The organism is Alcanivorax profundi, assembly GCF_003597125.1.
Classification (GTDB): Bacteria; Pseudomonadota; Gammaproteobacteria; order Pseudomonadales; family Alcanivoracaceae; genus Alcanivorax; species Alcanivorax profundi.
The window spans coordinates 482,044-502,569 of the sequence record NZ_QYYA01000001.1; the positions used below are offsets into that span (position 1 = coordinate 482,044).

The 20,526-nt window shown below is 58.6% G+C and carries 20 protein-coding genes and 1 tRNA gene; 8 read left to right on the forward strand and 13 right to left on the reverse strand.

Annotated elements, in window-relative coordinates; genetic code table 11:
* Positions 1–21: 21 nt before the first annotated feature.
* Positions 22–1,959 (reverse strand): transglycosylase SLT domain-containing protein, encoded by a 1,938-nt coding sequence (locus D4A39_RS02275; RefSeq protein ID WP_022986337.1) that lies wholly within the window; start codon positions 1,957–1,959, stop codon positions 22–24.
* Positions 1,960–2,114: 155 nt separating this feature from the next.
* Here D4A39_RS02275 and D4A39_RS02280 point away from each other — a divergent pair, with 155 nt between their 5' ends.
* Complete coding sequence (locus D4A39_RS02280) at positions 2,115–3,089, forward strand: methyltransferase (RefSeq protein WP_233552387.1); 975 nt, start codon at positions 2,115–2,117, stop codon at positions 3,087–3,089.
* 22 nt (positions 3,090–3,111) lie between these two features.
* On the opposite strand, the gene D4A39_RS02285 is transcribed toward D4A39_RS02280, so the two are convergent.
* Positions 3,112–4,092, reverse strand: a complete 981-nt coding sequence (locus D4A39_RS02285; RefSeq protein WP_022986339.1) for an NAD-dependent epimerase/dehydratase family protein — start codon at positions 4,090–4,092, stop codon at positions 3,112–3,114.
* 142 nt (positions 4,093–4,234) lie between these two features.
* Here D4A39_RS02285 and D4A39_RS02290 point away from each other — a divergent pair.
* Positions 4,235–4,308 (forward strand) — tRNA-Gly (locus tag D4A39_RS02290).
* Between the two features lie 113 nt (positions 4,309–4,421).
* Here D4A39_RS02290 and D4A39_RS02295 read toward each other — a convergent pair.
* Positions 4,422–4,937, reverse strand: a complete 516-nt coding sequence (locus tag D4A39_RS02295) for a lactoylglutathione lyase family protein (protein WP_022986340.1) — start codon at positions 4,935–4,937, stop codon at positions 4,422–4,424.
* A gap of 97 nt (positions 4,938–5,034) precedes the next feature.
* Between D4A39_RS02295 and D4A39_RS02300 the strand changes: the two genes are divergently transcribed.
* The 4 genes from D4A39_RS02300 (at position 5,035) to D4A39_RS02315 (ending at position 9,028) form a co-directional block, all read left to right on the forward strand.
* A complete protein-coding gene (locus tag D4A39_RS02300; RefSeq protein WP_119917420.1) occupies positions 5,035–5,961 on the forward strand; it encodes a LysR family transcriptional regulator in 927 nt (308 codons plus the stop codon).
* Between the two features lie 57 nt (positions 5,962–6,018).
* Complete coding sequence (locus D4A39_RS02305; protein WP_031226900.1) at positions 6,019–6,735, forward strand: YebC/PmpR family DNA-binding transcriptional regulator; 717 nt, start codon at positions 6,019–6,021, stop codon at positions 6,733–6,735.
* 171 nt (positions 6,736–6,906) lie between these two features.
* Positions 6,907–7,203: a hypothetical protein gene (locus D4A39_RS02310; protein ID WP_119917421.1), complete on the forward strand. Its 297-nt coding sequence runs from the start codon at positions 6,907–6,909 to the stop codon at positions 7,201–7,203.
* Positions 7,204–7,312: 109 nt separating this feature from the next.
* Complete coding sequence (locus D4A39_RS02315) at positions 7,313–9,028, forward strand: bifunctional helix-turn-helix transcriptional regulator/alpha/beta hydrolase (protein ID WP_119917422.1); 1,716 nt, start codon at positions 7,313–7,315, stop codon at positions 9,026–9,028.
* 67 nt (positions 9,029–9,095) lie between these two features.
* Here D4A39_RS02315 and dkgB read toward each other — a convergent pair whose 3' ends face one another.
* Both dkgB and D4A39_RS02325 read right to left on the reverse strand, forming a co-directional pair.
* Positions 9,096–9,899 carry a 2,5-didehydrogluconate reductase DkgB gene (gene dkgB, locus D4A39_RS02320; protein WP_119917423.1) on the reverse strand — a complete coding sequence of 268 codons (804 nt, stop codon included), beginning with the start codon at positions 9,897–9,899 and terminating at the stop codon, positions 9,096–9,098.
* 71 nt (positions 9,900–9,970) lie between these two features.
* Positions 9,971–11,179 carry an MFS transporter gene (locus D4A39_RS02325; protein WP_119917424.1) on the reverse strand — a complete coding sequence of 403 codons (1,209 nt, stop codon included), beginning with the start codon at positions 11,177–11,179 and terminating at the stop codon, positions 9,971–9,973.
* 93 nt (positions 11,180–11,272) lie between these two features.
* On the opposite strand from D4A39_RS02325, the gene D4A39_RS02330 reads away from it, so the two are divergent.
* Positions 11,273–12,181, forward strand: a complete 909-nt coding sequence (locus D4A39_RS02330; RefSeq protein WP_119917425.1) for a LysR family transcriptional regulator — start codon at positions 11,273–11,275, stop codon at positions 12,179–12,181.
* On the opposite strand, the gene D4A39_RS02335 is transcribed toward D4A39_RS02330, so the two are convergent.
* Both D4A39_RS02335 and mfd read right to left on the reverse strand, forming a co-directional pair.
* Positions 12,171–12,764 carry a CsiV family protein gene (locus D4A39_RS02335; RefSeq protein ID WP_022986347.1) on the reverse strand — a complete coding sequence of 198 codons (594 nt, stop codon included), beginning with the start codon at positions 12,762–12,764 and terminating at the stop codon, positions 12,171–12,173. The two genes, D4A39_RS02330 and D4A39_RS02335, sit on opposite strands and share 11 nt — an antisense overlap.
* Before the next feature lie 133 nt (positions 12,765–12,897).
* Positions 12,898–16,368 (reverse strand): transcription-repair coupling factor, encoded by a 3,471-nt coding sequence (gene mfd, locus D4A39_RS02340; RefSeq protein ID WP_119917426.1) that lies wholly within the window; start codon positions 16,366–16,368, stop codon positions 12,898–12,900.
* A 98-nt stretch (positions 16,369–16,466) separates the two neighbouring features.
* Here mfd and D4A39_RS02345 point away from each other — a divergent pair, with 98 nt between their 5' ends.
* Entirely contained in the window at positions 16,467–16,757 is a 291-nt protein-coding gene (locus D4A39_RS02345; RefSeq protein ID WP_119917427.1) for a DUF6916 family protein, read from the forward strand.
* Here D4A39_RS02345 and D4A39_RS02350 read toward each other — a convergent pair.
* From D4A39_RS02350 to D4A39_RS02375, 6 genes are read right to left on the reverse strand one after another with little or no spacing between them, the layout of a single operon-like run.
* Positions 16,732–17,205 (reverse strand): GNAT family N-acetyltransferase, encoded by a 474-nt coding sequence (locus tag D4A39_RS02350; RefSeq protein ID WP_022986350.1) that lies wholly within the window; start codon positions 17,203–17,205, stop codon positions 16,732–16,734. The genes D4A39_RS02345 and D4A39_RS02350 overlap by 26 nt on opposite strands.
* Positions 17,205–17,621, reverse strand: a complete 417-nt coding sequence (locus D4A39_RS02355; protein ID WP_119917428.1) for a phage tail protein — start codon at positions 17,619–17,621, stop codon at positions 17,205–17,207. The genes D4A39_RS02350 and D4A39_RS02355 overlap by 1 nt, the downstream gene beginning before the upstream one ends.
* Positions 17,622–17,629: 8 nt before the next feature.
* Positions 17,630–18,034 (reverse strand): phage tail protein, encoded by a 405-nt coding sequence (locus D4A39_RS02360; RefSeq protein WP_022986352.1) that lies wholly within the window; start codon positions 18,032–18,034, stop codon positions 17,630–17,632.
* A gap of 11 nt (positions 18,035–18,045) precedes the next feature.
* The gene (locus D4A39_RS02365; protein WP_022986353.1) at positions 18,046–18,453 is read right to left on the reverse strand and encodes a phage tail protein; all 408 of its coding nucleotides are present in this window, start codon (positions 18,451–18,453) and stop codon (positions 18,046–18,048) included.
* 7 nt (positions 18,454–18,460) lie between these two features.
* A complete protein-coding gene (locus tag D4A39_RS17740; protein ID WP_158586911.1) occupies positions 18,461–19,237 on the reverse strand; it encodes a hypothetical protein in 777 nt (258 codons plus the stop codon).
* Positions 19,237–20,379 carry a DUF8740 domain-containing protein gene (locus D4A39_RS02375; protein ID WP_022986355.1) on the reverse strand — a complete coding sequence of 381 codons (1,143 nt, stop codon included), beginning with the start codon at positions 20,377–20,379 and terminating at the stop codon, positions 19,237–19,239. Before D4A39_RS02375 ends, D4A39_RS17740 begins: the two co-directional genes overlap by 1 nt.
* Between the last annotated feature and the right edge of the window lie 147 nt (positions 20,380–20,526).

The window sequence follows — 20,526 nt, forward strand, 5'->3', positions numbered from 1 at the left end:
CTCTGTCACTGCGTGAGCGGGCTACTCAAGCAGTGACAAGGAATACAGGCTCTGGCTCTCTGCTTCGGTTAACAGCAGGGCGCTGCGCGGCTTGTCATCGTGCAAGCCGATCAGGATCGCCCGGTAGGTAAGCACCGCTTTAACGTAGTCCCGGGTTTCCCGGAACGGAATGGATTCTATCCAGACATCGGCGGCCACTGCCTTGTCGTCCTCTTCCAGCCAGCTGTTCAATCGGTGCGGGCCAGCATTGTAGGCGGCCAGCGCCAACAGTCGATTGCCATTGAACTGTTCCAGCAGGCCAGCCAGGTAATGGCTGCCGAGGGCGATGTTGAGGTCCTTGTCGTACAGCTTTTCCTGATCCGGCCGCGCATGGCCGCTGTCCCGTGCCACATTGCGCGCAGTGGCAGGCATCAGTTGCATCAGTCCGCTGGCACCCACCGGTGAACGGGCACGTGGATTAAAGGCGCTTTCCCGGCGCGAAACTGCCATGGCGAGCCACGGATCCAGATCATTCTCGCGGCCGGCTTTTTCGAATGTCTGTCGATAGGCCGGCGGGAAACGCCAGGCGAGAGTATCCCAGGCCTTGGCCTGAATAGACGCGGCCACGGCCATGCTGTACCACTGCTGTTCAAGGGCATACTGGGCAAGCTGTCGTTGCTGCTGCTCATTGCTGTGCCACATCAGCCACATCCACTCTTCGTGGGCTGCACGGTCTTCCCCCATGTCGAGCAGCATGCCAATACGCGCTGCCGCGGGAGGGGGAGAGAAATCCTCCCCCTGGACAAAGGCGGCAGTGGAAAACTGATAGGGCTCGCCCAATTGGTCTGCTGCCAGAAAGGCATAAAAATTCCGGCCTTTGGCGGCTTGCTGTAGCAGGGTGCGGGCGGCGTCAGGCTCTCCGTTTTGTTCCTGGGCCTTGGCCAGCCAGTATTGCCAGCGAGATTCCTGCCGTTCTGTCTCAGGCATCCGTGTCACCCAATGCTCAACGCCGGGCCAGTCTTGCTCGATGATGGCGCGGCGGGTCCGCTGGATCAGCAGTTCCGCGTCGGCATGCTGATCCAGCCATTGGTCCAGCCATGGCCGGTTTTCTTCAATGCCGCGAATAGTGGAGTACCAGGCAAGGCGCCGGGCCAGTGTTTCTCGCGCGTCCACATCGGGAATGTCTTTCTGTGCGTGCTTTTCGTACCACTGGCGGGCGGCGACCGTATCCGTCTGAATCCAGCGATAAACACCTGCCTGCAATAGTGCCTGACGCTGGGTGGGGGGCAGTGAGTGCGGTAGTGACTGCAGCTGCTCCGGTGAGCGGTACAGTGTTTTCAGCCGACGGCTGGCATCCGCATAGGCACTGCCATCCAGCTTGCGGTCCAGGTAACGCATCAGGCTGTACTGGCCCGCTTCAAATGCCAGCTGCTGGCGTTCCCAGATCGCGGTGTCATCAATGATGTCTTGCTTCTGGGCGGCCTCGAACAGCGGGTCGCAGGCATCGGGCAGCGAGCGGCCATGGGCCCAGATGTCCCGGGCACTCTGCAAGGCCTGGGTATCACCCTGAGCCACTTTGGCGCGATAGTAATAGCATTTCAGGCTGGTGGCAGACGGCGGCTGTTGCCAGATGGCGAGCACATCGTCCCAGCGCTCGGCCTTGCCGTAGGCCACCAGAGCCAGCTGTCGAATATCCGTAGGGAGCGGTGAGTCGGGGTAATCCCGGACGTAGTCATTGATCCGCTGGGGATTCAGGTTTGGCAGCGCAGCGCGCAGGCGATGAAAATCCAGATAGGCCTGCAGTGGGTGTTCGTCCCCCAGCTGCTTTTCCATTCGGGAGAGGGTCTCCCAGTCGTCATGTCGCGCTGCATCCAGTGCCTGGCGGAAGTTGCCGCTGTCCGTGGCGGCAAAAACCAACGAAGAAATCAGGTTGCAGGCCAGCAGTACTACAGCGCGGGTGAAGGGCGCAGTGCCAACCATGAGTGTCTCCACATCGTCAGAATGATTCTGATTCTACGCAAACCGGGGGGCCAGAGGGGAGAGATTGTGTAAAACTTTCGCGGCCAGTGGCTGCGGTCTCACAGGGAGTATGCGCTATACTGCAGCCCGTTTTTATTGGCAATGTTGGCGCACGAATGATGGAAAACACTACCCAGTTGTTAGTTCGGCAGGATGAGGCTCTGGCAGGCCGTCAGGTGCTTGTTGTGGAGGCCAATGATCCTGCGTTGACCGGGTTGAATATCGATGCGCAAATTCACGTGCATGCGGATGACTTTACCATCGGCGCGCATCAGTGGTCGCCACTGCCTTCGGTGGCTAATGAAGTGGATTTGCTGGTGTTGCCATTGCCCAAATCCATCGACCGACTGCGTTTCTTGCTCAATGGGTTAGCCGGTGCGTTGGATAAACCGGTGGAGTTGTGGCTGATTGGACCTGCCAAAGGCGGCATTCGCGGGGCGCTCAAGCACCTTGAAGCCCATGTGGATGAGGTCGAGCTGGTGGATAGTGCGCGGCACTGCAAATTGTACCGTGGCATGCTACAACCCGGTGCCAGCCAAACTCTGGCGGCCTGGGGGCAGAGTATTCCCGTGGGGGAGTTGACGGCGGTGAGTTACCCCGGGGTCTTCAGCCATGGCCGTTTGGATGAAGGGTCTCAGCTCTTGTTGGATGCCATGGCGGGTCATCGTTTGCCGTCCCCCGGCAAAGTCATTGATATGGGCTGTGGCGCCGGTGTGCTGTCGATTTCCCTGGCGCGGCAAGGCTGGCAGGTTCAGGCCGTGGATGTGAGTGCCTCTGCGGTAGCGGCATGCCAGGCGAGCCTTGAGAAAAATGACCTTCAGGGTCGGGTCATGGGGGGAGACCTGTTTTCACCGGTATCCGGTCGTGTGGACATGATTGTCACCAACCCGCCGTTTCACGACCGACGTCAGCGAACCACGGACATTACCCGCCGATTGATTGCCGACGCCCCCAGACACCTGCGAGAGGGCGGTGAGATCTGGTTGGTGGCCAATCGTGAGTTGCCCTATGCCCAATGGCTCGATGATGCCTTCGGGCATGTTCAGGTGGCAGCGGAAACCAACCGTTTCCGGGTGTATCGGGCGGTCTGATCAGCGTCATCCCGTCACAGCATTAAAGCATTTTCTCTGTGGCCATCCAGGTGATGCAATTCTCGACCATGGTGGCCAGTGGGACCTGATCATTGAAGCCCAGCTCCCGCACTGCCTTGCTGCCGTCGGCATGTACACGGCTGGTCACCAGCGCGACCTTCTCGGGTGTCAGTCGTGGCTCGTTGCCGGTAAACAGGCTGGCAATCGGGTAAAGCTGCCCGGCCAGTCGCAGGACGGCAGGCGGCACTGTTCTGGATGGCGCCTTGCGGCCAAGCCGGCCGGCGATGGTTTGTACCAGCTCCAGAAAACTCGCCTCTACTCCGGCAAGGATATAGCGCTCGCCGCAGACACCCTTGTCCAAGGCCGCAAGGTGTGCGCGGGCGACTTCCTCAACGGCACAGAAGTTGCCGCCCCCCGGCGGCACGCCTGGCAGCTTGCCATCGTTGATCAGTTTGATCATCTGCGACCAGTTGTGGGTGTCGCCGGCGCCGATGATTCCGCAGGGGTTCAGGATCACGGCATCCAATCCCTGCTTGATACCGTTTTCCACTTCCTGCTCGGCGAGAAACTTGGTGCGGTTGTAGCTGATCCAGTCGCTGGCCGCGTTGGACGGTGTTTCCTCGTTGATGGGACTGTCCTGGATACCCCAGGCAGAAATGGACGAGGTGTGGAGAAAACGCCCCGCCACATTTTTTAGCGCGGCGCTCACCATGGCTCGGGTGCCCATCACATTGTCACGGTACTGCTGTGCATTGCCGCGACGCCACAGGCTGGTGTTGCCCGCCACATGGAACACCGCATCCGGGGCTGCAGGCATGACCAGCGCCAGTTCGGTGGCATTATCCAGTGGCGCCTGGACGACCGATACGCCCTTGGCCTGAAGCGCGGAGGCATCGCTGCGAGGCCGGACAACGGCCGTGACGTCCCAGCCGTTGTCGAGTAGCTGTTCTACGATATGCCCACCCAGAAATCCCCTGGCTCCGCTGACAAACGCGACTGGCATGTGTTTCTCCTTATAGTGGCCATCGTTGAGATGGCTAAACGCCGTTGACGAAAAGTGTACCGCCTTTGCGCCCAAGTGTGACGAAAACTACGAGAGGGACTGGCCAACTGGCGGCCTTTTGACTATATTCCCGTTTCTCTCGGCGGGTGTAGTTCAATGGTAGAACGGCAGCTTCCCAAGCTGCATACGAGAGTTCGATTCTCTTCACCCGCTCCAAATCCGAAAAGCCGCCTGATGGCGGCTTTTTTCGTTCTCGGGACCCCGTTTTCAATGTTCAGGATTGTCTGCCGGGATCCCGCCCCTGTATGTCGCGCCGGCATCCGCCGCGATTAGTAGGCTCCAGCGCTGTAGATCAATTCATAGCTGTGGCTGTAGATCTCGAGGATATTACCGAACGGGTCTTCCATATAAATCATTCGGTAGGGCTTCTCTCCGGGATAGTAGTAACGGGGCTCTGCCATCCGTTTCTTTCCACCAGCGGCAACGATTCTTTCCGCGAGTTGTTCCACGTTTGGATCTTGCACGCAGAAGTGAAATACGCCTGTTTTCCAGTATTCGAAGTTGTTATCCGGGGCTTGCTGGTTGGGAAACTGGAACAGCTCCACGCCGATGCGGTCTCCAGTGGAAAGGTGCGCAATGCGGAAGCTGCCCCAGCCTGCTCCAAATACATCGGTACACATCTCACCAATGGCACTGTCATCTTCCTCTATGTCGGTTGGCGCCATGATCAGATACCAGCCCATCACCTCGGTGTAAAAGGCAACAGCTTTATCCAGGTCGGGGACGGAGAGACCAAGGTGGGAAAAATTTCGGGGGTAAGGCGGTGTGGCAGTGGCGTTTTCCATGGGGGTCTCCAGAATCTGTTATAAGTGCGAATAAGGTTACGTTGCCCTTATGATCACGTATAATTATTGATTATTATTATTTCGATAATGGTGAGTGATGGTTAATCCCCTCTGGCTGAGGACTTATTGCACCCTGATTGAAGTAGGACACTTCACCCGTACAGCAGAGCAGCTTCACATGACCCAGTCAGGGGTCAGTCAGCATGTCCAAAAACTGGAAGAGCAGTTATCGGTGACTCTGCTATCACGGCAAGGGCGCGGGTTCATTCCCACTGAGGCTGGTGAACGGCTTTATCATGAAGGGCGGGCAGTTTTGGCTTCCTTAACGGCCCTCAACGATACGGTGACGGCGGATCCGCCCTGGCAAGGATTGGTAAGGGTGATGTCGCCGGGCAGCATCGGGCTGGCTCTCTACCCCCGGCTCCTCGACCTTCAGCAACAACATCCCCGATTGGCCATTGATTACCGGTTTGCCCCCAATGGCGATGTTGAGAGTGCCATTGCAGAGAGTCGGGTCGATTTGGGGTACCTGTCGCGGCAGCCGAGCTTGTCTGGAATAGCGGCCCGTGCTGTCGCTTCGGAACCTTTGTTACTGGTGACACCTGGTAATACTGGCTCACCGGATTGGGATCAACTCCAGGCATTGGGGTTTATTGGGCATCCGGATGGTGAGCACCACGCCAGGCTGTTGTTATCAGCAAATTTTCCTGCGTTTCGTCATATTCACCAGTTTCCACAGCGAGGATTTTGTAATCAGATCGGGATGATTCTGGAACCCGTAAGTCGTGGTTTGGGCTTCACTGTATTGCCTGCCCATGCGGTAGCAGCGTTTTCTGGAAAGTCGACGCTGGGTATTCATTCCTTGCCCGAGCCGGTGACGGAACCCCTTTATCTGGTCTGGCGTGAGGGGCGAGTCTTGCCTAATCGTGTGCGTTCGGTCATGAACGCCTGCGATGACCTGTTGAGTGTCCTCGCAGGTCGTTGGGATCGAACCGAGTCAGCCGTGCCTGCCACCGGTAGGTAAATGACCGGTTTTCCCCTAAAATCCCTCACCAATTATCACTATCGGAGCAAGCATTCTATGGGGCGTGCCTACCAGAACCGAAAAGAGTCCATGGCAAAGACCTCGGACATGAAAGCAAAAGTCTATAGCCGTTATGGCCGCGAGATTTATGTCTGTGCCAAGAATGGCGGGGTGGAACCGGACTCTAATCTGGCATTGCGTAGCCTTATTGACCGTGCCAAAAAAGATCAGGTCCCCGGGCATGTCATTGACAAGGCCCTGGACAAGGCCAAGGGCGGGGGCGGAGAGGACTTTGCTCCGGCCCGCTACGAGGGATATGGGCCGGGGGGCTCCATGGCCATCATCGAGTGCCTGACCGATAATCCTAACCGCACCTTCGGTGATGTGCGGGTCGCCTTCACCAAGACCAAGTGCAAGATCGGTACTCAGGGTACCGTGGCTCACATGTTCGACCACGCGGCAATTTTCAGCTTCGTTCACGATGACGAAGACACCGTACTGGAAGCGCTGATGGAAGCCGATGTCGACGTTACTGACATCGAAAATGAGAACGGTGTGCTGACGGTTTTCACGCCCAACACGGAATTCGCCAAGGCCCGTCAGGCGCTGACTGAGGCGTTTGAAGGCATCGATTTCGATGTTGAAGAGATTCAGTTCATCCCCCACGCTTACACCACCGTGGATGGCGAGGAGCGTGAGCTGTTCGACAAGTTTCTGGCCATGCTCAATGACCTGGATGACGTGCAGAACGTCTATCACAACGTCGAGTTGTAATGCGGTTGGCCTGGTGGGGGCGTTAGTTCCGACTGGGCCTGATCCGCGTCGCCGAGGGGTTGCGGATTTCACGCCGCGGTAATATGACGTGACATAAAGCCTGTTACAGTGGTCTGACTCAGATTCAAATTTTGTTGATCCGATTCATTCTTTGTCACGGAAACTGGCGATATGGCTAAATCACCCTCACGGCTTGATCCGGTTACCCCCCGCGGTCAGGGAAATACCACCGAACCCCGCTTCCTTGGCTATGTGGCATTGTTTGATTCCTCCGACGAGTTACTGGCTTTTGGTGGGGTAAATCATCCGGAAGTAGTGGAATACCGTACGGATCATCCTGCCTGGGCGCATCGTTTCGCAACGCAGGACGAAATCCGGCAGTTGGCTACTGCACAACGGGTTCACCCCTTGGCCCTGTATGACTCCCGTGGCCGGTTTGTCCTCAAACCGACTGAGTGGGTTCAATGACGTAGTGCTGACGGTGCTTCGCACGGCATGTTCTTGCCACGCCTTGGTGATTGTTATTGCATAGCCTTCCCTTATCCTGTTTCCCCGATGATTGTATGGGGTGCCCTGCGTGAACAATGATAACGATGCCTTGATTGGCAAGATCTACGAGACCGCCCTGTCTCCGGGTGACTGGGTGGAATTGCTGGACACCATTGCAGGTTGGACCGACGCACAGCTGGGTGACGCGTTACCTGCCGGTGGTATGGCGCCAGCGTCCGAATGTGGTCAGGTGGAGTCTCTGGTCGCCCATCTGGAGCGAGCGGTGCGTTCCAGTTCCTACATGCACGCGCTGGAAGATCGCAGCAACGTGCTCAATGCCATGTACAACCAGATGCCCTGGCCGATGCTGATGCTGGGCGAAGGCCTTGAGGTACTTGAGTACAACCCGGTAGCCCTACAGGTGCTGGCGGCAGGGCCGGCCCGGCTGGTGGGTCATCGGTTACATTTTTCTGACCGGGAATTGAAGCAGGCTCTGGAGCGAGTTAACCGGTTGGCAGAAGGGCGAGGGACCCAGTTACTGACGTCCCCGGAAGAGGGCGTTTCGCTGCTGTGCCTGCCGGTACAGAAATCCGATGCCCCCGGCAGTATCTCCCGGGTGCGAACCATCGTCTGGGTGCTGGCGGGACATAGTGTGGTGACGCCATCGCCGGAGATGCTGCGCTCGGTCTTCAATATTACCGAGGCGGAATCCCGCCTGCTGCACCTGCTGTGCAAGATCGGCAACCTGCAGCAAAGCGCCCAGTTGCTGAACATCAAGATCAGCACGGCACGCTCCCAGTTGAAATCCATCATGGGCAAGCTCAATGCCAGCAGTCAGGTGCAGCTGGTCAGCCATGCCATGGGCCATGCCCTGGTGCAGGCGGCGCGCATGCCGCGTCACGATGATGACGATGAGGAATATACGCTCACCTTGCCTGATGGCCGGGTGCTGAGCTGGTATGAATATGGTGATCGCAACGGGCGGCCCGTCCTGACCCTGGAAAACCAGGGCGCCTCGATGCCCGATCACACGGTGTTTGAAGACTGGTACCGTGAAAAAGGGCTGCGCATGATTCTGATCGTCAGGCCGGGCTATGGGATCTCAACCTATCAACCCCAGTACCAGTTTACTGATCTGGGGGCGGATATCCGTTACCTCTGTGAGCACCTGAAGATCCAGCGTCCTCCCATGGCGGCCTACTGTGGTGGCGGACCCTATGCGCTGTGTGCGGCGGCAAACTACCCGGACCTGTTTGACCGTCTGGGGCTGCTGGGAACGACCCTCGCGGGTGAGTACCTCGACCTGGACAAGCTTGAACCGATTCACCGCATGAGTCTGCAGATTTCACGCAGGGACCCCCGCCTGTTCATGTTGGTCGGACGGCTTGGCGTACGCGGTGTACAGAAGGCGCCGGAGAAGTTCTACAAAATGCTGGCGCGGGGCATGTCGAAGGCCGATCAGCGGGTCTTTGATAATCCGGATCTGCTGGCCCGGACCATCAAGCGTACCCGACGGGGGCACTTTCAGGGCGCGCGGATCATGATGGAGGAGTATCTCAATCATCTGCGGCCATTGGGCGTCGATTTGCAGCAGGTCACCCTGCCGGTATTGCAATGGCATGGTGAAACCGACGGTATTATCCACATTGATGGGGCCCGCAGGCTGGCGGACGATTTGCCCAATGTTCGCTTTCGCAGCTTTCCGGAGCATGGCCATTTCATGGTCTATGACCTGTGGAAAGATTTTCTGACTGAGCTTTTGTCGTTAACCCCTGGAAATCCGTGGGAGCCCGCTAGCGACTGAGCGTCCGTTTCCGGTTTGCAGCGTTATCGCCACGGCAGACGGTTGGCCGCCTGCCGTAAAAGGGTTCCTAAGCGTCCCAGTCTGGAGCGAAGTCAGGGTCGGCCTGTCTGTCATTGTTGTTGAGATGAGTGATAGCCGCCATTTCGTCCTGTGACAGAACCAATCTTGATGCATCCAGATTCGACGCCATGTTTTCACGCCTGGTGGATGAGGGGATGGTAGCCAGTCCCTGTTGCAGCTCCCAACCCAGGACCACGGTGGCGGGGCTAACCCCGTGCTTTTGGGCAATACCCCCAATGGTGGCGTCATTTAGCACTTTGCCCACCGCAAAAGGCATGTAACCGGTGACATGTATTCCGTTGCGTTTGCACCAGTGAAGCAATCGCTGATTTGTGAGGTAGGGGTGTACTTCCACCTGATTGGTGAAAATTTCGCTGGCCGGCATTACCTGAAGAGCGGTTTCCATGTTGGCAATGGTGAAATTGGAGACCCCAATGTGCCGGGAATACCCTTTCTCTTTTGCCCTGATCAATTGCTCCAGTGCGATGCGGAGGCTAGCGTTGTTGGCGGTAGGCCAGTGAATCAGCAGCAGGTCCACCTGCGCCATTTGCAGCTTCTCAAGACTGTCTTCCACGCTGAGAATAAAACGCTCCTGAGTGAGATTGTCGGTCCACACCTTGGTGGTTACGAAGATCTCGTCGCGAGGACGTTCGCTATCCTTGATAGCCTGGCCTACCTCTCTTTCATTGCCGTAAATTTGTGCGGTGTCGATATGCCGATATCCGGCTTCAAGCGCCATTTTTACCGACCGATAGGCGACGTTGTGTTCGAGACGGAAAGTTCCGAAACCGAGAGGGGGAATTTGTTGCACACTTTTCTCCTGGGGGTTGTGCTGCAGCGTAGGGGCCACTGCTTGTTTTCAAAATATGGTGGGGCGGGTTTTCACAAGTTAGGGTCAGGGTTGGCTGCAGACTCGTTCGGCAGGGTGTTGTGTTGCCGCCGGTCCAGGTAGCCGGAGAAGCGCGTCAGTAGCAATGCAAGCAGCACGATCAATGCACCTATCCACGGCAGGTCTTGCAAGGAGTGTCGCTCAATAATGGCCCCTCCAAGTACTGAGCCAAAAGCAATCCCTACATTGAAGGCAGCAATGTTCAGGCCGGAGGCCACATCCACCGAGTGCGGGGTGAATCGCTCTGCCAGTTGCACCACATACACCTGTAGACCGGGTACGTTGCCAAACGCAAAGGCTCCCCACAGCAGTATGGTGAGTACTGACTGAATTGGGCTGGACATGGTGAAGGTAAGAACAAGCAGTACCATGGCCAAGGCGGTGAAGATCCATGACAGTGCAGGGACCGGGCCCATCCGGTCAGCCATTTTGCCGCCCCAGAGATTTCCCACGGCCACAGAGGCTCCATAGACCAGCAGAATCAATGCCACGGAGCCGGGAGCAAAGCCGGTCACGTTCTCGAGAATCGGGGCCAGGTAGGTAAAAGCCACAAATGTGCCGCCATAGCCCACAGCCGTCATGGCATAGACCAGTAGCAAGCGGGGATGGGTGAGTACCTGGAGCTGTTGGCGCGGGCTTACTGGTGCCGTTTCACGTAGTTCCCTGGGAACCAGCAAGGCGCTGCCAATCAGAGCAAGCAGGCCTAGCACAGCCACGACCATAAACGTCGCACGCCAGCCTAAATGCTGGCCTATCCAGGTACCCAGTGGCACACCCGTGACCAACGCGACGGTAAGCCCGGTAAACATGATGGCGATGGCGCTGGCCTCACGGTCTTTGGGTACCAGGCTGGTGGCAATCGTGGCGCCGATAGAAAAGAACACGCCATGGGCCAGACCGGTGAGAATACGTGCAGCCACCAGGGCTTCATAGCCCGGTGCCATCCATGCCAGCAGATTGCCGATAACAAACAATCCCATAATCGTGAGCAGTACGGTCTTGCGTTTCCAGCGGCCAGTCAGGGCGGTCAACACGGGGGCGCCGGTGGCGACCCCCAGTGCATAGAGGCTGACGAGCAGGCCAGCCGAGGGGAGATTAACCCCCAGGTCCTGGGCAATAGTGGGCACCAGCCCAACAATAACGAATTCGGTGGTGCCGATGGCAAAGGCACTGAGGGTAAGCGCTAACAGGGCGACAGGCATGGCAGGAACTCCGCGCAGGGGTGAATTGCGGCGAAGTATGGAGATTGTTATTTTTGGTATAAATAGCCATTGTCTCAAATGATTTTTGCAAATATGACAATAAAATCTCGTACTGAAGATCTGGTGTTGTTCCTTGCTGTGGTGGATTGCGGTGGTTTCTCGGCGGCCTCCAGGCAGCTGGACGTGCAGGTAGCCAGGGTTTCTCGTGCGGTCTCCCGACTTGAACAGGAGCTGCAATGTACCTTGCTAAATCGCACTACCCGGAAACTGGAGTTGACCGAAGAGGGTAGGCGCTTCGTCGACAAGGCACGTCAGGGGTTGGCTGTCATCGAAGAAGCGGAGCAGGCCTTATCGAATATGCAGGGAGAGCCTCGCGGTCGTTTGCGAGTGGATGCAGTGACCCCGTTTATTGAACACCAGCTGGTTCCCCTTGTAAGCGAGTTTAGGCTGGCCTACCCCGGGATCGAGATGGAGCTGACCAGCCATGAGACCATTATCGATCTGCTGGAGCATCGCACCGATGTGGCGATTCGCATTGGTGCGCTGCAGGATTCCAACCTTCATGCGCGATTTCTGGGGCGCAGTCCTCTGCATTTGGTGGCATCACCGGACTACCTGCAGCGGGAGGGATGCCCCGGGAGTATCGAGGCGTTGCAGCAGCATAGCTTGATTGGTTTTGCGGGTGCCCCTCATCTGAATCGCTGGCCACTGACTGAACCGGTCACGATTCGGCCGTCTCTGTCCTGCACGAGTGGTACCATTTTGCGGCAATTGTGCCTGGCAGGTCAGGGCATTGCCCTGTTGTCCTCGTTCATGATTGAGCGTGACCTGGCGACGGGCAGGTTGATTGCGCTATTGCCGGGGTCGGTAGAAGGCCCCAATGATAGGGAACTGGTGAATGCGGTGTACTACCGCAATACGGCACTCGCTAGCCGCATTCAGGTTTTTCTGGATTTTATCGCTCCGAGATTACGCCTGAACGACGGTGTCGTTAACGGGTAACCCGAACTATCATCCCGAACATGGGGTGATCAAAGTAATACGCCTGAAAGCCGCTCAGCCGACGACTTTCACTGATGTCCACATAGATTCGTTCGCCTTCTACTTCGGTGTTGAACCACAAGCGCGGGTCCACGTGGACATAGCGGCTCTCACTGAAATGCAGGGTGCCTTCCAGCTCGGGGATATCCCCCTCTTCTGTGGACAGTGTGTTACCGCCGCGCAGGTAGACGGGTTGGGTTTCCTGCTTGCTCCCGACTGGCTGCCGCCAGGTGGCATGGTAGAGCTCACGGTAATTTCCGCTTTGTTCCATGCGTTCCATCATGAACTGCAACACGGCGCTGTCTTCACCCAGGAATTGCCACGCACCGCGGCCGACGGCATCGCTGTCGGCCTGCTCATTCAACTCTGGCGATCCCAGGGTGACCGGTTGAGGTGCGTAGGCGGGTTGCTTTTTGGAGGGGAATATCTCGCTGCTGACCGGGTGATTCTGGGCAAACACCAGTACTTCGATGGTGTACCAGCCTTTGGCGAATGCCGGACTAGTGAACAGGGACAACACAACCCACAGTAATGCGCGACGCATCCAATACTCCTTGTTTGCCTGAAGACAGGCATTGATTCCGGTGCCGACTATAACGGCTCAGGCATTTCAATTCACGATGCACTGGCCGGGTGGTGGCAAATTTGTGACCGCGGTGGGGCTTGTAGCAGCCGGCTCAGCTCTTCTTGATACTTTGAGCCGACAGCCGCTGCAGCAATCCGTGGACCACCTCGATACGCTGCTGGGCATCGTCGCTGTCCTCAACAAATCTGAGGATATTGGCCCCTTCCAGCTTGAAACGGTTCGGGCCGGACTGCACCAGTTTAACGATGGTCAGCGGGTCCACCGGGGTCCGCTCGCCAAACTCCACCTTGCCGCCGCCGGCGTGAGCATCCAGGCGAATGATGCCAAGACGGTCAGCCTGCTGGCGCAGTTCGGTGACCGCAAACAGGTTTTTCACTGGCTCGGGCAACAGGCCGAAACGGTCGATCATTTCCACCTGAAGTTCTTTCAGCCCGTCGCGGGTCTTGCAGCCGGCGATGCGTTTGTAGAGCGTGAGTCGACTGAATACATCGGGCAGGTAATCTTCGGGAATCAGAGCCGGGATGCGCAGATTGAGTTCCGGTCCACCGCTGAGCGGTTTTTCCACATCCGGTTGCTCGCCGCGCTTGAGCGCTTCCACTGCTTGCTCCAGCATTTCCATGTAGAGGCTAAAGCCAATGGTTTCGATATTGCCGTGCTGTTCTTCGCCGAGCAGTTCACCAGCGCCACGGATCTCCAGATCCTGGCTGGCGAGCATGAAACCGGCACCCAGATCGGTGGCCTGTTCGATGGCCTCCAGACGCTTGAGGGCGTCCTTGGTCATCACCTTGGGGCTGGGGGTGATCAGGTAGGCATAGGCCTGGTGGTGGCTGCGGCCGACCCGGCCACGCAGCTGATGCAGCTGGGCCAGGCCCAGCTTGTCGGCCCGGTCGATAATGATGGTGTTGGCACTGGGCACGTCGATGCCGGTTTCCACAATGGTGGTACACACCAGCACATTGAAGCGACGGTGGTAGAAGTCGCTCATCACCGCTTCCAGTTCGCGCTCGCGCATTTGCCCATGGGCAATGCCAACGCGGGCATCCGGCACCAGCTTGCGGATGTCTTCCGCCGTCTTCTCCATGGTGTCGATGTCGTTGTGCAGGTAGTACACCTGCCCACCGCGTAACAGCTCCCGGAGCAGGGCTTCCTTGATGGCGGTGTCATTGTGCTGTTGCACAAAGGTTTTCACCGACAGGCGTTTTTGTGGCGGCGTGGCAATGATGGAAATATCCCGCATGCCGCTCATGGCCATGTTCAGGGTGCGCGGAATGGGGGTGGCGGTGAGGGTGAGGATGTCGCATTCGGCGCGCATCTGCTTGAGGCGCTCTTTGTGGCGCACCCCAAAGCGGTGCTCTTCATCCACAATGATCAGCCCGAGATTGTCGAACGCTACGGTTTCCTGTAGCAACTGGTGGGTGCCCACCAGAATATCGACTTTGCCTTCCTTCAGCCGTTGCAGTACCTGGGTTTTTTCCTTGGCACTGCGGAAACGGGACAGCACCTCGATATTCACCGGCCAGTCGGCAAAGCGGTCAGTAAAGGATTCGTAGTGTTGCTGGGCGAGCAGGGTGGTGGGCACCAGCACCGCCACCTGAGTCTGGTTTTCCACCGCGACAAAGGCGGCGCGCATGGCCACTTCGGTCTTGCCGAAGCCCACGTCGCCACACACCAGCCTGTCCATGGGGTTGCTGGACTGCATGTCGGCGATCACCGAGGCGATCGCGGCTTGCTGATCCGGCGTTTCCTCGAACGGGAAGCCGGCGCTGAAGCGATCGTAGTCGTTCATGTCCACATCGAACTGCTTGCCTTCGCGCGCTTCACGGCGGGCGTAGGTGTTGAGCAGTTCGGCGGCCACGTCGTGGATCTTCTCGGCGGCTTTCTGGCGCGCCTTGCTCCACTGTTCGGTACCGAGTCTATTCAGCGGTGCTGTGTCGCCACCGCCGTACCGGCTGATCAGGTGCAGGGATGACACCGGCACATACAGCTTGTCGCCGCCCTGGTATTCCAGCAACAGGAACTCGTGTTGCTGGCGGTCCACTTCCATGTGGGTCAGGCCCAGGTAGCGACCGACCCCGTGCTCAAGGTGTACCACCGGGGAGCCCACTGTGAGTTCACCCAGAGAGCGGAAGGCTTGCTCGGCGGCGCCGTCATCGCTGCTGGATTTACGGCGTCGGCGTTGCAGTACCCGCTCGCCGTAGAGGTCGTTCTCGGTGACCACCAGCAGCTGGTGGTCCGGTGCATAAAAGCCGGCATCCAGCTCACCGCGGGTCAGGCTCCAGCGGGCGGGCTCGGCAATGAAGTCTGGCCAGTTATCTTTCATCACTGGCTGGATGCGGATTTTCTGCATCAGCTCCAGCAGGGCTTCGCGGCGGCCGGCGGTTTCCGCACAGATCAGGATATGGGTGTCTGGATGGGCGTCAGAGAAGGTGTGCAGCAGGGCCAGGGGGTTGCTGGCGCGCACGTCGGCGGTCAGTGCCGGCATGGGTGCCACATCAAAGGCGATGGCATTGCTGTCGGCAGGCGCTGCGCTACTGGCCTGGCGGGCCCGTGGGTGACGCTTGAGGGCTGCGCCCAGCTCTTCCTGGCGAAGATACAGCTGCCAGGGGGCCATGATCGGGCGGTGAATGTCATGGCGGCGCGATTCATAGCGTTGTTCTACGTCGTCCCAGAAATGTTCAATGGCCGGTTGGCAATCGGCCATTTCGACCAGCTTTACGTCATCGGGCAGGTAATCGAACAGCGTGGCCATGTGTTCGAAGAACAAGGGCAAGTAATACTCCAGCCCCGGGGCGGCCAACCCGTCGGTGACATCCTGGTAAAGGGGCACGTGGCGGGTGTCCACATCGAAGGTGTCACGGAAATTGCTGCGGAAACGGGCAATGCCTTCGGCGCTGAGCGGGAATTCCGCTGCGGGTAACAGGGTGATGTCCTCGACCTTGCCGGTGGAGCGCTGGCTTTCGGCATCGAACAGGCGCAGCGATTCAATTTCGTCATCAAACAGCTCGATGCGAAATGGCTGCTCGGCGCCCATGGGGTAGATATCCATGATGGCTCCGCGCACGGCAAATTCGCCGTGCTCGTAGACGTTGTCGCGCTGACGGTAGCCACACGCCACCAGCCGTTCGCGGGTGGCCTCCATATCAAATACGTCGCCGACCTTGAGCAGGAAACTGTTGCCAGTGATGTGAAGCGGCGGCGCCAGACGCTGCATCAGGGTATTGACCGGGACCACCAGGATGCCCTTGTGGGTGGTAGGCAGCTGGTGCAACACCCGGATCCGGTCGCTGACGATGTCCTGGTGGGGGCTGAAGTGGTCGTAGGGCAGGGTTTCCCAGTCCGGGAACAGCATCACCGGCGTGTTGCTGCCGGTCAGGTAAAAGCTGAGGGAGTCCGTCAGCTGCTGGGCGCGACTACTGTTGGGGGCCAGCACCACAAACAGGTGATCCTGGCTGCGCGCCAGTTCGGCCAGCACCGCGGCCATGCTGCCGGCAGTGAGTCCGGCCCAGTCTTTATAGTGCTCTCGCCCGCTGGGAAAGAGGTTGCTGTCGGGGAGTAGCTTCATTCAGACCCGGTTCCTGCACAATCGGTGGCCGCGTATTGTAGCCAAGGGTGACGGTGACGTCAGCGCCGTCTACACTGCTGGCATTGTTTGGGGGACACATGATGGTGACATTGGAACAATGGAAAAACTGTGAAGGGCAGGTTTTTACGCTTGAAGATGGCAGCACTCTGACGCTGGCGGAGGTGTCGGTGCCCTCAATGGCTGAGGGATGGGAGTGCTTTTCGCTGTTGTTTGCAGGAAATCAACAGCGGGAGCAGGGCACCGTTGCCATGCGTCATGACGCTGCCGGGGAGCTGACAGTCTTTCTGGTGCCGCTCGGGCCCTTAGGAAGCAATGATGGCACCTGCTATTTTGAGGCGGTGTTTAACCGTCAGGTTGCCAATTCATGAGCAGATAGACGCCGTTGTCAGACTGTTCTGTGAATCCCAGCCGTTGATACAGGCGTCGTGCCGGATTGTTTTTCTCGACATGAATAGAAAGCGGTTTGCCGGCTTGTCTGGCCCGTCCCTGCAGGCTTGCCAGAATCCCTGAGCCCAGGCCTGTTCCCCTAAAGACCGGTAGCAAGGCGATATCCACGATACGAATTTCCCGCTCCCAATCCGATACATACAATCGCCCGGCGGTGTGCCCATTGACCTCGATCAGATGTCGCTCTGCCTCGGGGTAATGTCGCAGGTAGTGCTCATGTTGTGCCTGGGCCTGCATTGTCAGAAAGGCCTTCTGCTGCGCCTGTGGCCAGCCGGTCTGCGCGACTTCTTCCTGGCGTGTGCTGGTGTAGATCTCCAGCAGCACGGGGGTGTCTGTGTCGGTGACGGGGCGCAGCAGATATTCCGGCATCAGGAGCGGCTGGGGTAGATGCCAAACATGGCGACGATGAAATTCACAAACAATCTCGGCGTTGCATTGTGAGTATTGGCGGGAAGGGCGCTCCAACTATTGGTGCCGGGGTCCAGGTTCCGGTCAAGGCTCACCCCGGCGGTGACAGCTTCCTGTCCACTGCTGGACTGACCCACTTTGGCGCCGAGTCGTAACTGCGCAAGCCCGGGTCCGGTGCCGGCATGCGCCGGGCTTCTCCCGCGACAATCAGGAAGCCCAAAGGTGGTTCGGCCGTCACCGCCGTATAGGGTACCAAACAGTGAGAACAAGGCATCATTCTGGGACACCGCCAGCAGTTGGCCATCGCAGAACGCCCAGCCCCGGGGAGCAAAGTTGCCGGCGAACATGCGGATTTCTCCAATAAATGGTTCTGACATAATCGCTCCTAGTTACGGCTGGGGAACAGCCCCTGTAATGCAATGGCAAAGTTCAATCCGATTTTTGGGGTGACCGGCGTTTGGGTGGCAACATTTTCCTGCTGCAGCGTGCTGCCAAGATTGCGGTCCAGCGACAGGGTGTCCAGGGTGTTGTCGGTGCTGGTGGTTTGGGCATCCTGTACGCCGCCTTTCTGGCCGAGCTGCACCTCGGTTCCGGGGTGCATGGGCATCCGGCCACGCAGGTCCGGAAGCGCAAAGGAGGTTTGGCCATCGCCGCCATAGGTCGTGCCAAGCAGGGAATAAAGTGACTGATTCTGGTTGATCGGAAGTATCTGACCGTCGCACAAGGCCCAGCCCCGCGGGGCAAATGTGAAGCCCACAATGCGGATTTCGGCAAGGAAAGGTTCGCTCATGATATCGGCTCCTATGACCTGGAGGGGTATAGCCCGGCCAGGGCAATAATGAAATTCAGGCCAAGAAACGGTTGGCGTGTTTCTCCGACTTTGCCGCTGACGGTGCGGGAGGTCTCGGTGTGTCCAAGATTGCGGGCCGGGGTAACGGCAGAGACCACATCAATGGTTGTGTCGCCGTCTGTGTCGCCGAGTCTGGCGGGGGGGAGTCCAGGGCCCCTGCCTGGGTGAGCTGGGACGTGATCACGCATGTCTGGCAGAGCGGTGGTGCTTCTGCCATCGCCTCCGTAATTGGTGCTGATAAGAGAGAAAAGTGCGGTGTTCTGACTGATCGGCAGCAGTTGCCCATTGCAGAATGCCCAGCCCCGGGGGGCAAAATTTCCGGCGAAAATCCGGATTTCGGCGAGAAAGGGTTCGCTCATGGTTGCCTCATACGCTGATCAGCAGGTTACTGCCCGGTTGCCAGCTCATATACGCCAGCTGTTGGGGGCCGGTTTGCGGTAGCGCCAGAATGGGTTGGGTATGGTCCGCCCAGCACAGTTGGTTCTGGCTGCGGTCCATTACCAGCAAGTGATTGTTGATGGCTGTCAGGCTGCCCGGCATGGCAAGCATGGAGCCTTCACTGCCGAGAGACTCCCCGGCGAGAGTAAAGTGGTGGAGTCGTTGATCGCCTAGTGTCAGCAGGGACAGTCGATCCTGTGTGCGGGCCAGTGATGCCGGGCCATTCAATGGCCGGTCACTTTCCAGCCATGCCCTGCGCTCGCTATGGGTATCCAGGGCGAGTAACCGGTGGCCGTGCACATCTGCAATGACTGCCTGTCCCGCATAGAGGATGAAGTCGGCAGGTTCCAGCAAATCGGGCAGATTGAGCTCGCGCGCGAGTACCCCGTTGGCCTGAAACCAGCGGAGTTGGCGATGTCCTCGGTCGAGCACAACAAGCTGGGTGCCGTCTTTGGCAGCGGCGACGATGCGTGTTTGCGGTGGTGATCCGGCTGTGATCGAAACAGCATCACCCTGACCTTGGTGCCAGTATGCCTGGCGCCCGTACTGGCTGATACGCAGTTGCTGCTGGCCTTCCAGGGCAATGGCGCGCTCACCTGCCACCAATTCAACCCGGGTGGCAGTGGTGCCCGCGACCAGTGGGGTACTAAGCAGCATGCCTGCTGCGCTTCCCGCCGCGATGAATTGCCGTCGGGTCATCGCCATCAGTTGGTCACCGCGCAGGTCACGGTCAGCGTTGCGGGGGTGCTGGCCGCTCCGGTCTGCCAGACTTCGCAACTCCCCGACCAGGTGTTGGCAGCGCTTGGGTAACTGCTGATCACATAACTGTTGGCGCTGCATTGGACGCCGCCAGCAAGTACCACACCAGAGGGGCACTGGCAGCTGGTGGCAGCACTACAGGTCGTTTGTGACACATTGCTGGTGCTAAAGGTGCCCGCAGGGCCGGTCATGCCGGTGGGGCCTTGTGCCCCGGTTGCTCCTGCTGGGCCAGCGGGCCCTTGAGGACCTTGAGGGCCAGCGGCACCAGCAGGGCCGTCCGCGCCGGCAATACCCTGCGTACCTTGAGGTCCCTGCGGCCCTTGGGGGCCGGGTGGTCCCATCATGCCGGCGGGGCCTGCCGGTCCAGCTGGCCCCTGAGGTCCAGCAGGACCTTGTGGCCCTGCCTCGCCGCGTGGGCCTGTGGCACCATCAGCACCGGCCAGGCCTTGAGGACCAACTGGCCCCTGGGGACCATCGGCGCCAGGGTCGCCTTTCTCGCCGGCCGGGCCCGCTTCACCGGCCGGGCCTTCAGGGCCGATCAGGCCACTGTCTGAGCCGACCCATTCACCAAATTCATTGATGACCAGACTGCCATCGATGCTAACCGAGCGTGGAGTGATGTCGCCGTTGACCTGTTCAGCTTCGCGGGCTTGCAGGGCAAACGGAACGCTGGCGGCGGCAACCGCCATCCGTGGGGTCATTTCGTTATCACCGTCGATGGCAAGCCCCAGTTCAACCTCATTGCTGTCAAGGAGATCAGCGGGGAGCGGGTTGCTGTCGCTGCCCAGTGTCACGCTGTAGCGTCCCTGATCAATGGCAACGGTAAAAGTTTCTGTCCAGAGAACGGCGCCGAGACCTTGGGGGTCGGTTGCTGTCCCGCCTGCGTCCTGGTAGTCCGTTGTCCGCCCGGAAAGATCATAGAGGGTGGCAACCACGTCCACGGTGGCATGCAGCGGACGTTGGGTATTCTGGTCGATCAGATATCCCTGGATAATCAGACTGGAGGGTGTTTCTGCATAAGCGGTGGAGTAAACGAAAAGAATGGACAGCAGTAAGGCCGCCGTCCCCTGGCGTAGTCGTGAAACCATGTATTCCCCCAAGTCGACAACGCGACCTTTTGTATTTAATTGCCCCGATACTATGCGCTGGTTCACATATGGACAAGTGCGTCCTTGATTGATCTTGCTTTACGGCTCTGCTGGTACAGCGCAGATTCTGACTCTCCCCCCCTGGCA

What these genes read in the sequence shown, in the direction of transcription:
- D4A39_RS02285 (WP_022986339.1), bottom strand. Translation starts at nt 4,092, where the DNA reads ATGCCAGTCGCGTTTGTCAGCGGAGCCAGGGGATTTCTGGGTGGGCAT.
- D4A39_RS02300 (WP_119917420.1), top strand. Translation starts at nt 5,035, where the DNA reads ATGGTTAATCCCCTCTGGCTGAGGACTTATTGCACCCTGATTGAAGTA.
- mfd (WP_119917426.1), bottom strand. Translation starts at nt 16,368, where the DNA reads ATGAAGCTACTCCCCGACAGCAACCTCTTTCCCAGCGGGCGAGAGCAC.
- D4A39_RS17740 (WP_158586911.1), bottom strand. Translation starts at nt 19,237, where the DNA reads ATGGCGATGACCCGACGGCAATTCATCGCGGCGGGAAGCGCAGCAGGC.
- D4A39_RS02305 (WP_031226900.1), top strand. Translation starts at nt 6,019, where the DNA reads ATGGGGCGTGCCTACCAGAACCGAAAAGAGTCCATGGCAAAGACCTCG.
- D4A39_RS02360 (WP_022986352.1), bottom strand. Translation starts at nt 18,034, where the DNA reads ATGAGCGAACCTTTCCTTGCCGAAATCCGCATTGTGGGCTTCACATTT.
- D4A39_RS02365 (WP_022986353.1), bottom strand. Translation starts at nt 18,453, where the DNA reads ATGAGCGAACCCTTTCTCGCCGAAATCCGGATTTTCGCCGGAAATTTT.
- D4A39_RS02345 (WP_119917427.1), top strand. Translation starts at nt 16,467, where the DNA reads ATGATGGTGACATTGGAACAATGGAAAAACTGTGAAGGGCAGGTTTTT.
- D4A39_RS02275 (WP_022986337.1), bottom strand. Translation starts at nt 1,959, where the DNA reads ATGGTTGGCACTGCGCCCTTCACCCGCGCTGTAGTACTGCTGGCCTGC.
- D4A39_RS02325 (WP_119917424.1), bottom strand. Translation starts at nt 11,179, where the DNA reads ATGCCTGTCGCCCTGTTAGCGCTTACCCTCAGTGCCTTTGCCATCGGC.
- D4A39_RS02330 (WP_119917425.1), top strand. Translation starts at nt 11,273, where the DNA reads ATGACAATAAAATCTCGTACTGAAGATCTGGTGTTGTTCCTTGCTGTG.
- D4A39_RS02280 (WP_233552387.1), top strand. Translation starts at nt 2,115, where the DNA reads ATGATGGAAAACACTACCCAGTTGTTAGTTCGGCAGGATGAGGCTCTG.
- D4A39_RS02295 (WP_022986340.1), bottom strand. Translation starts at nt 4,937, where the DNA reads ATGGAAAACGCCACTGCCACACCGCCTTACCCCCGAAATTTTTCCCAC.
- D4A39_RS02355 (WP_119917428.1), bottom strand. Translation starts at nt 17,621, where the DNA reads ATGTCAGAACCATTTATTGGAGAAATCCGCATGTTCGCCGGCAACTTT.
- D4A39_RS02375 (WP_022986355.1), bottom strand. Translation starts at nt 20,379, where the DNA reads ATGGTTTCACGACTACGCCAGGGGACGGCGGCCTTACTGCTGTCCATT.
- D4A39_RS02350 (WP_022986350.1), bottom strand. Translation starts at nt 17,205, where the DNA reads ATGCCGGAATATCTGCTGCGCCCCGTCACCGACACAGACACCCCCGTG.
- D4A39_RS02335 (WP_022986347.1), bottom strand. Translation starts at nt 12,764, where the DNA reads ATGCGTCGCGCATTACTGTGGGTTGTGTTGTCCCTGTTCACTAGTCCG.
- D4A39_RS02310 (WP_119917421.1), top strand. Translation starts at nt 6,907, where the DNA reads ATGGCTAAATCACCCTCACGGCTTGATCCGGTTACCCCCCGCGGTCAG.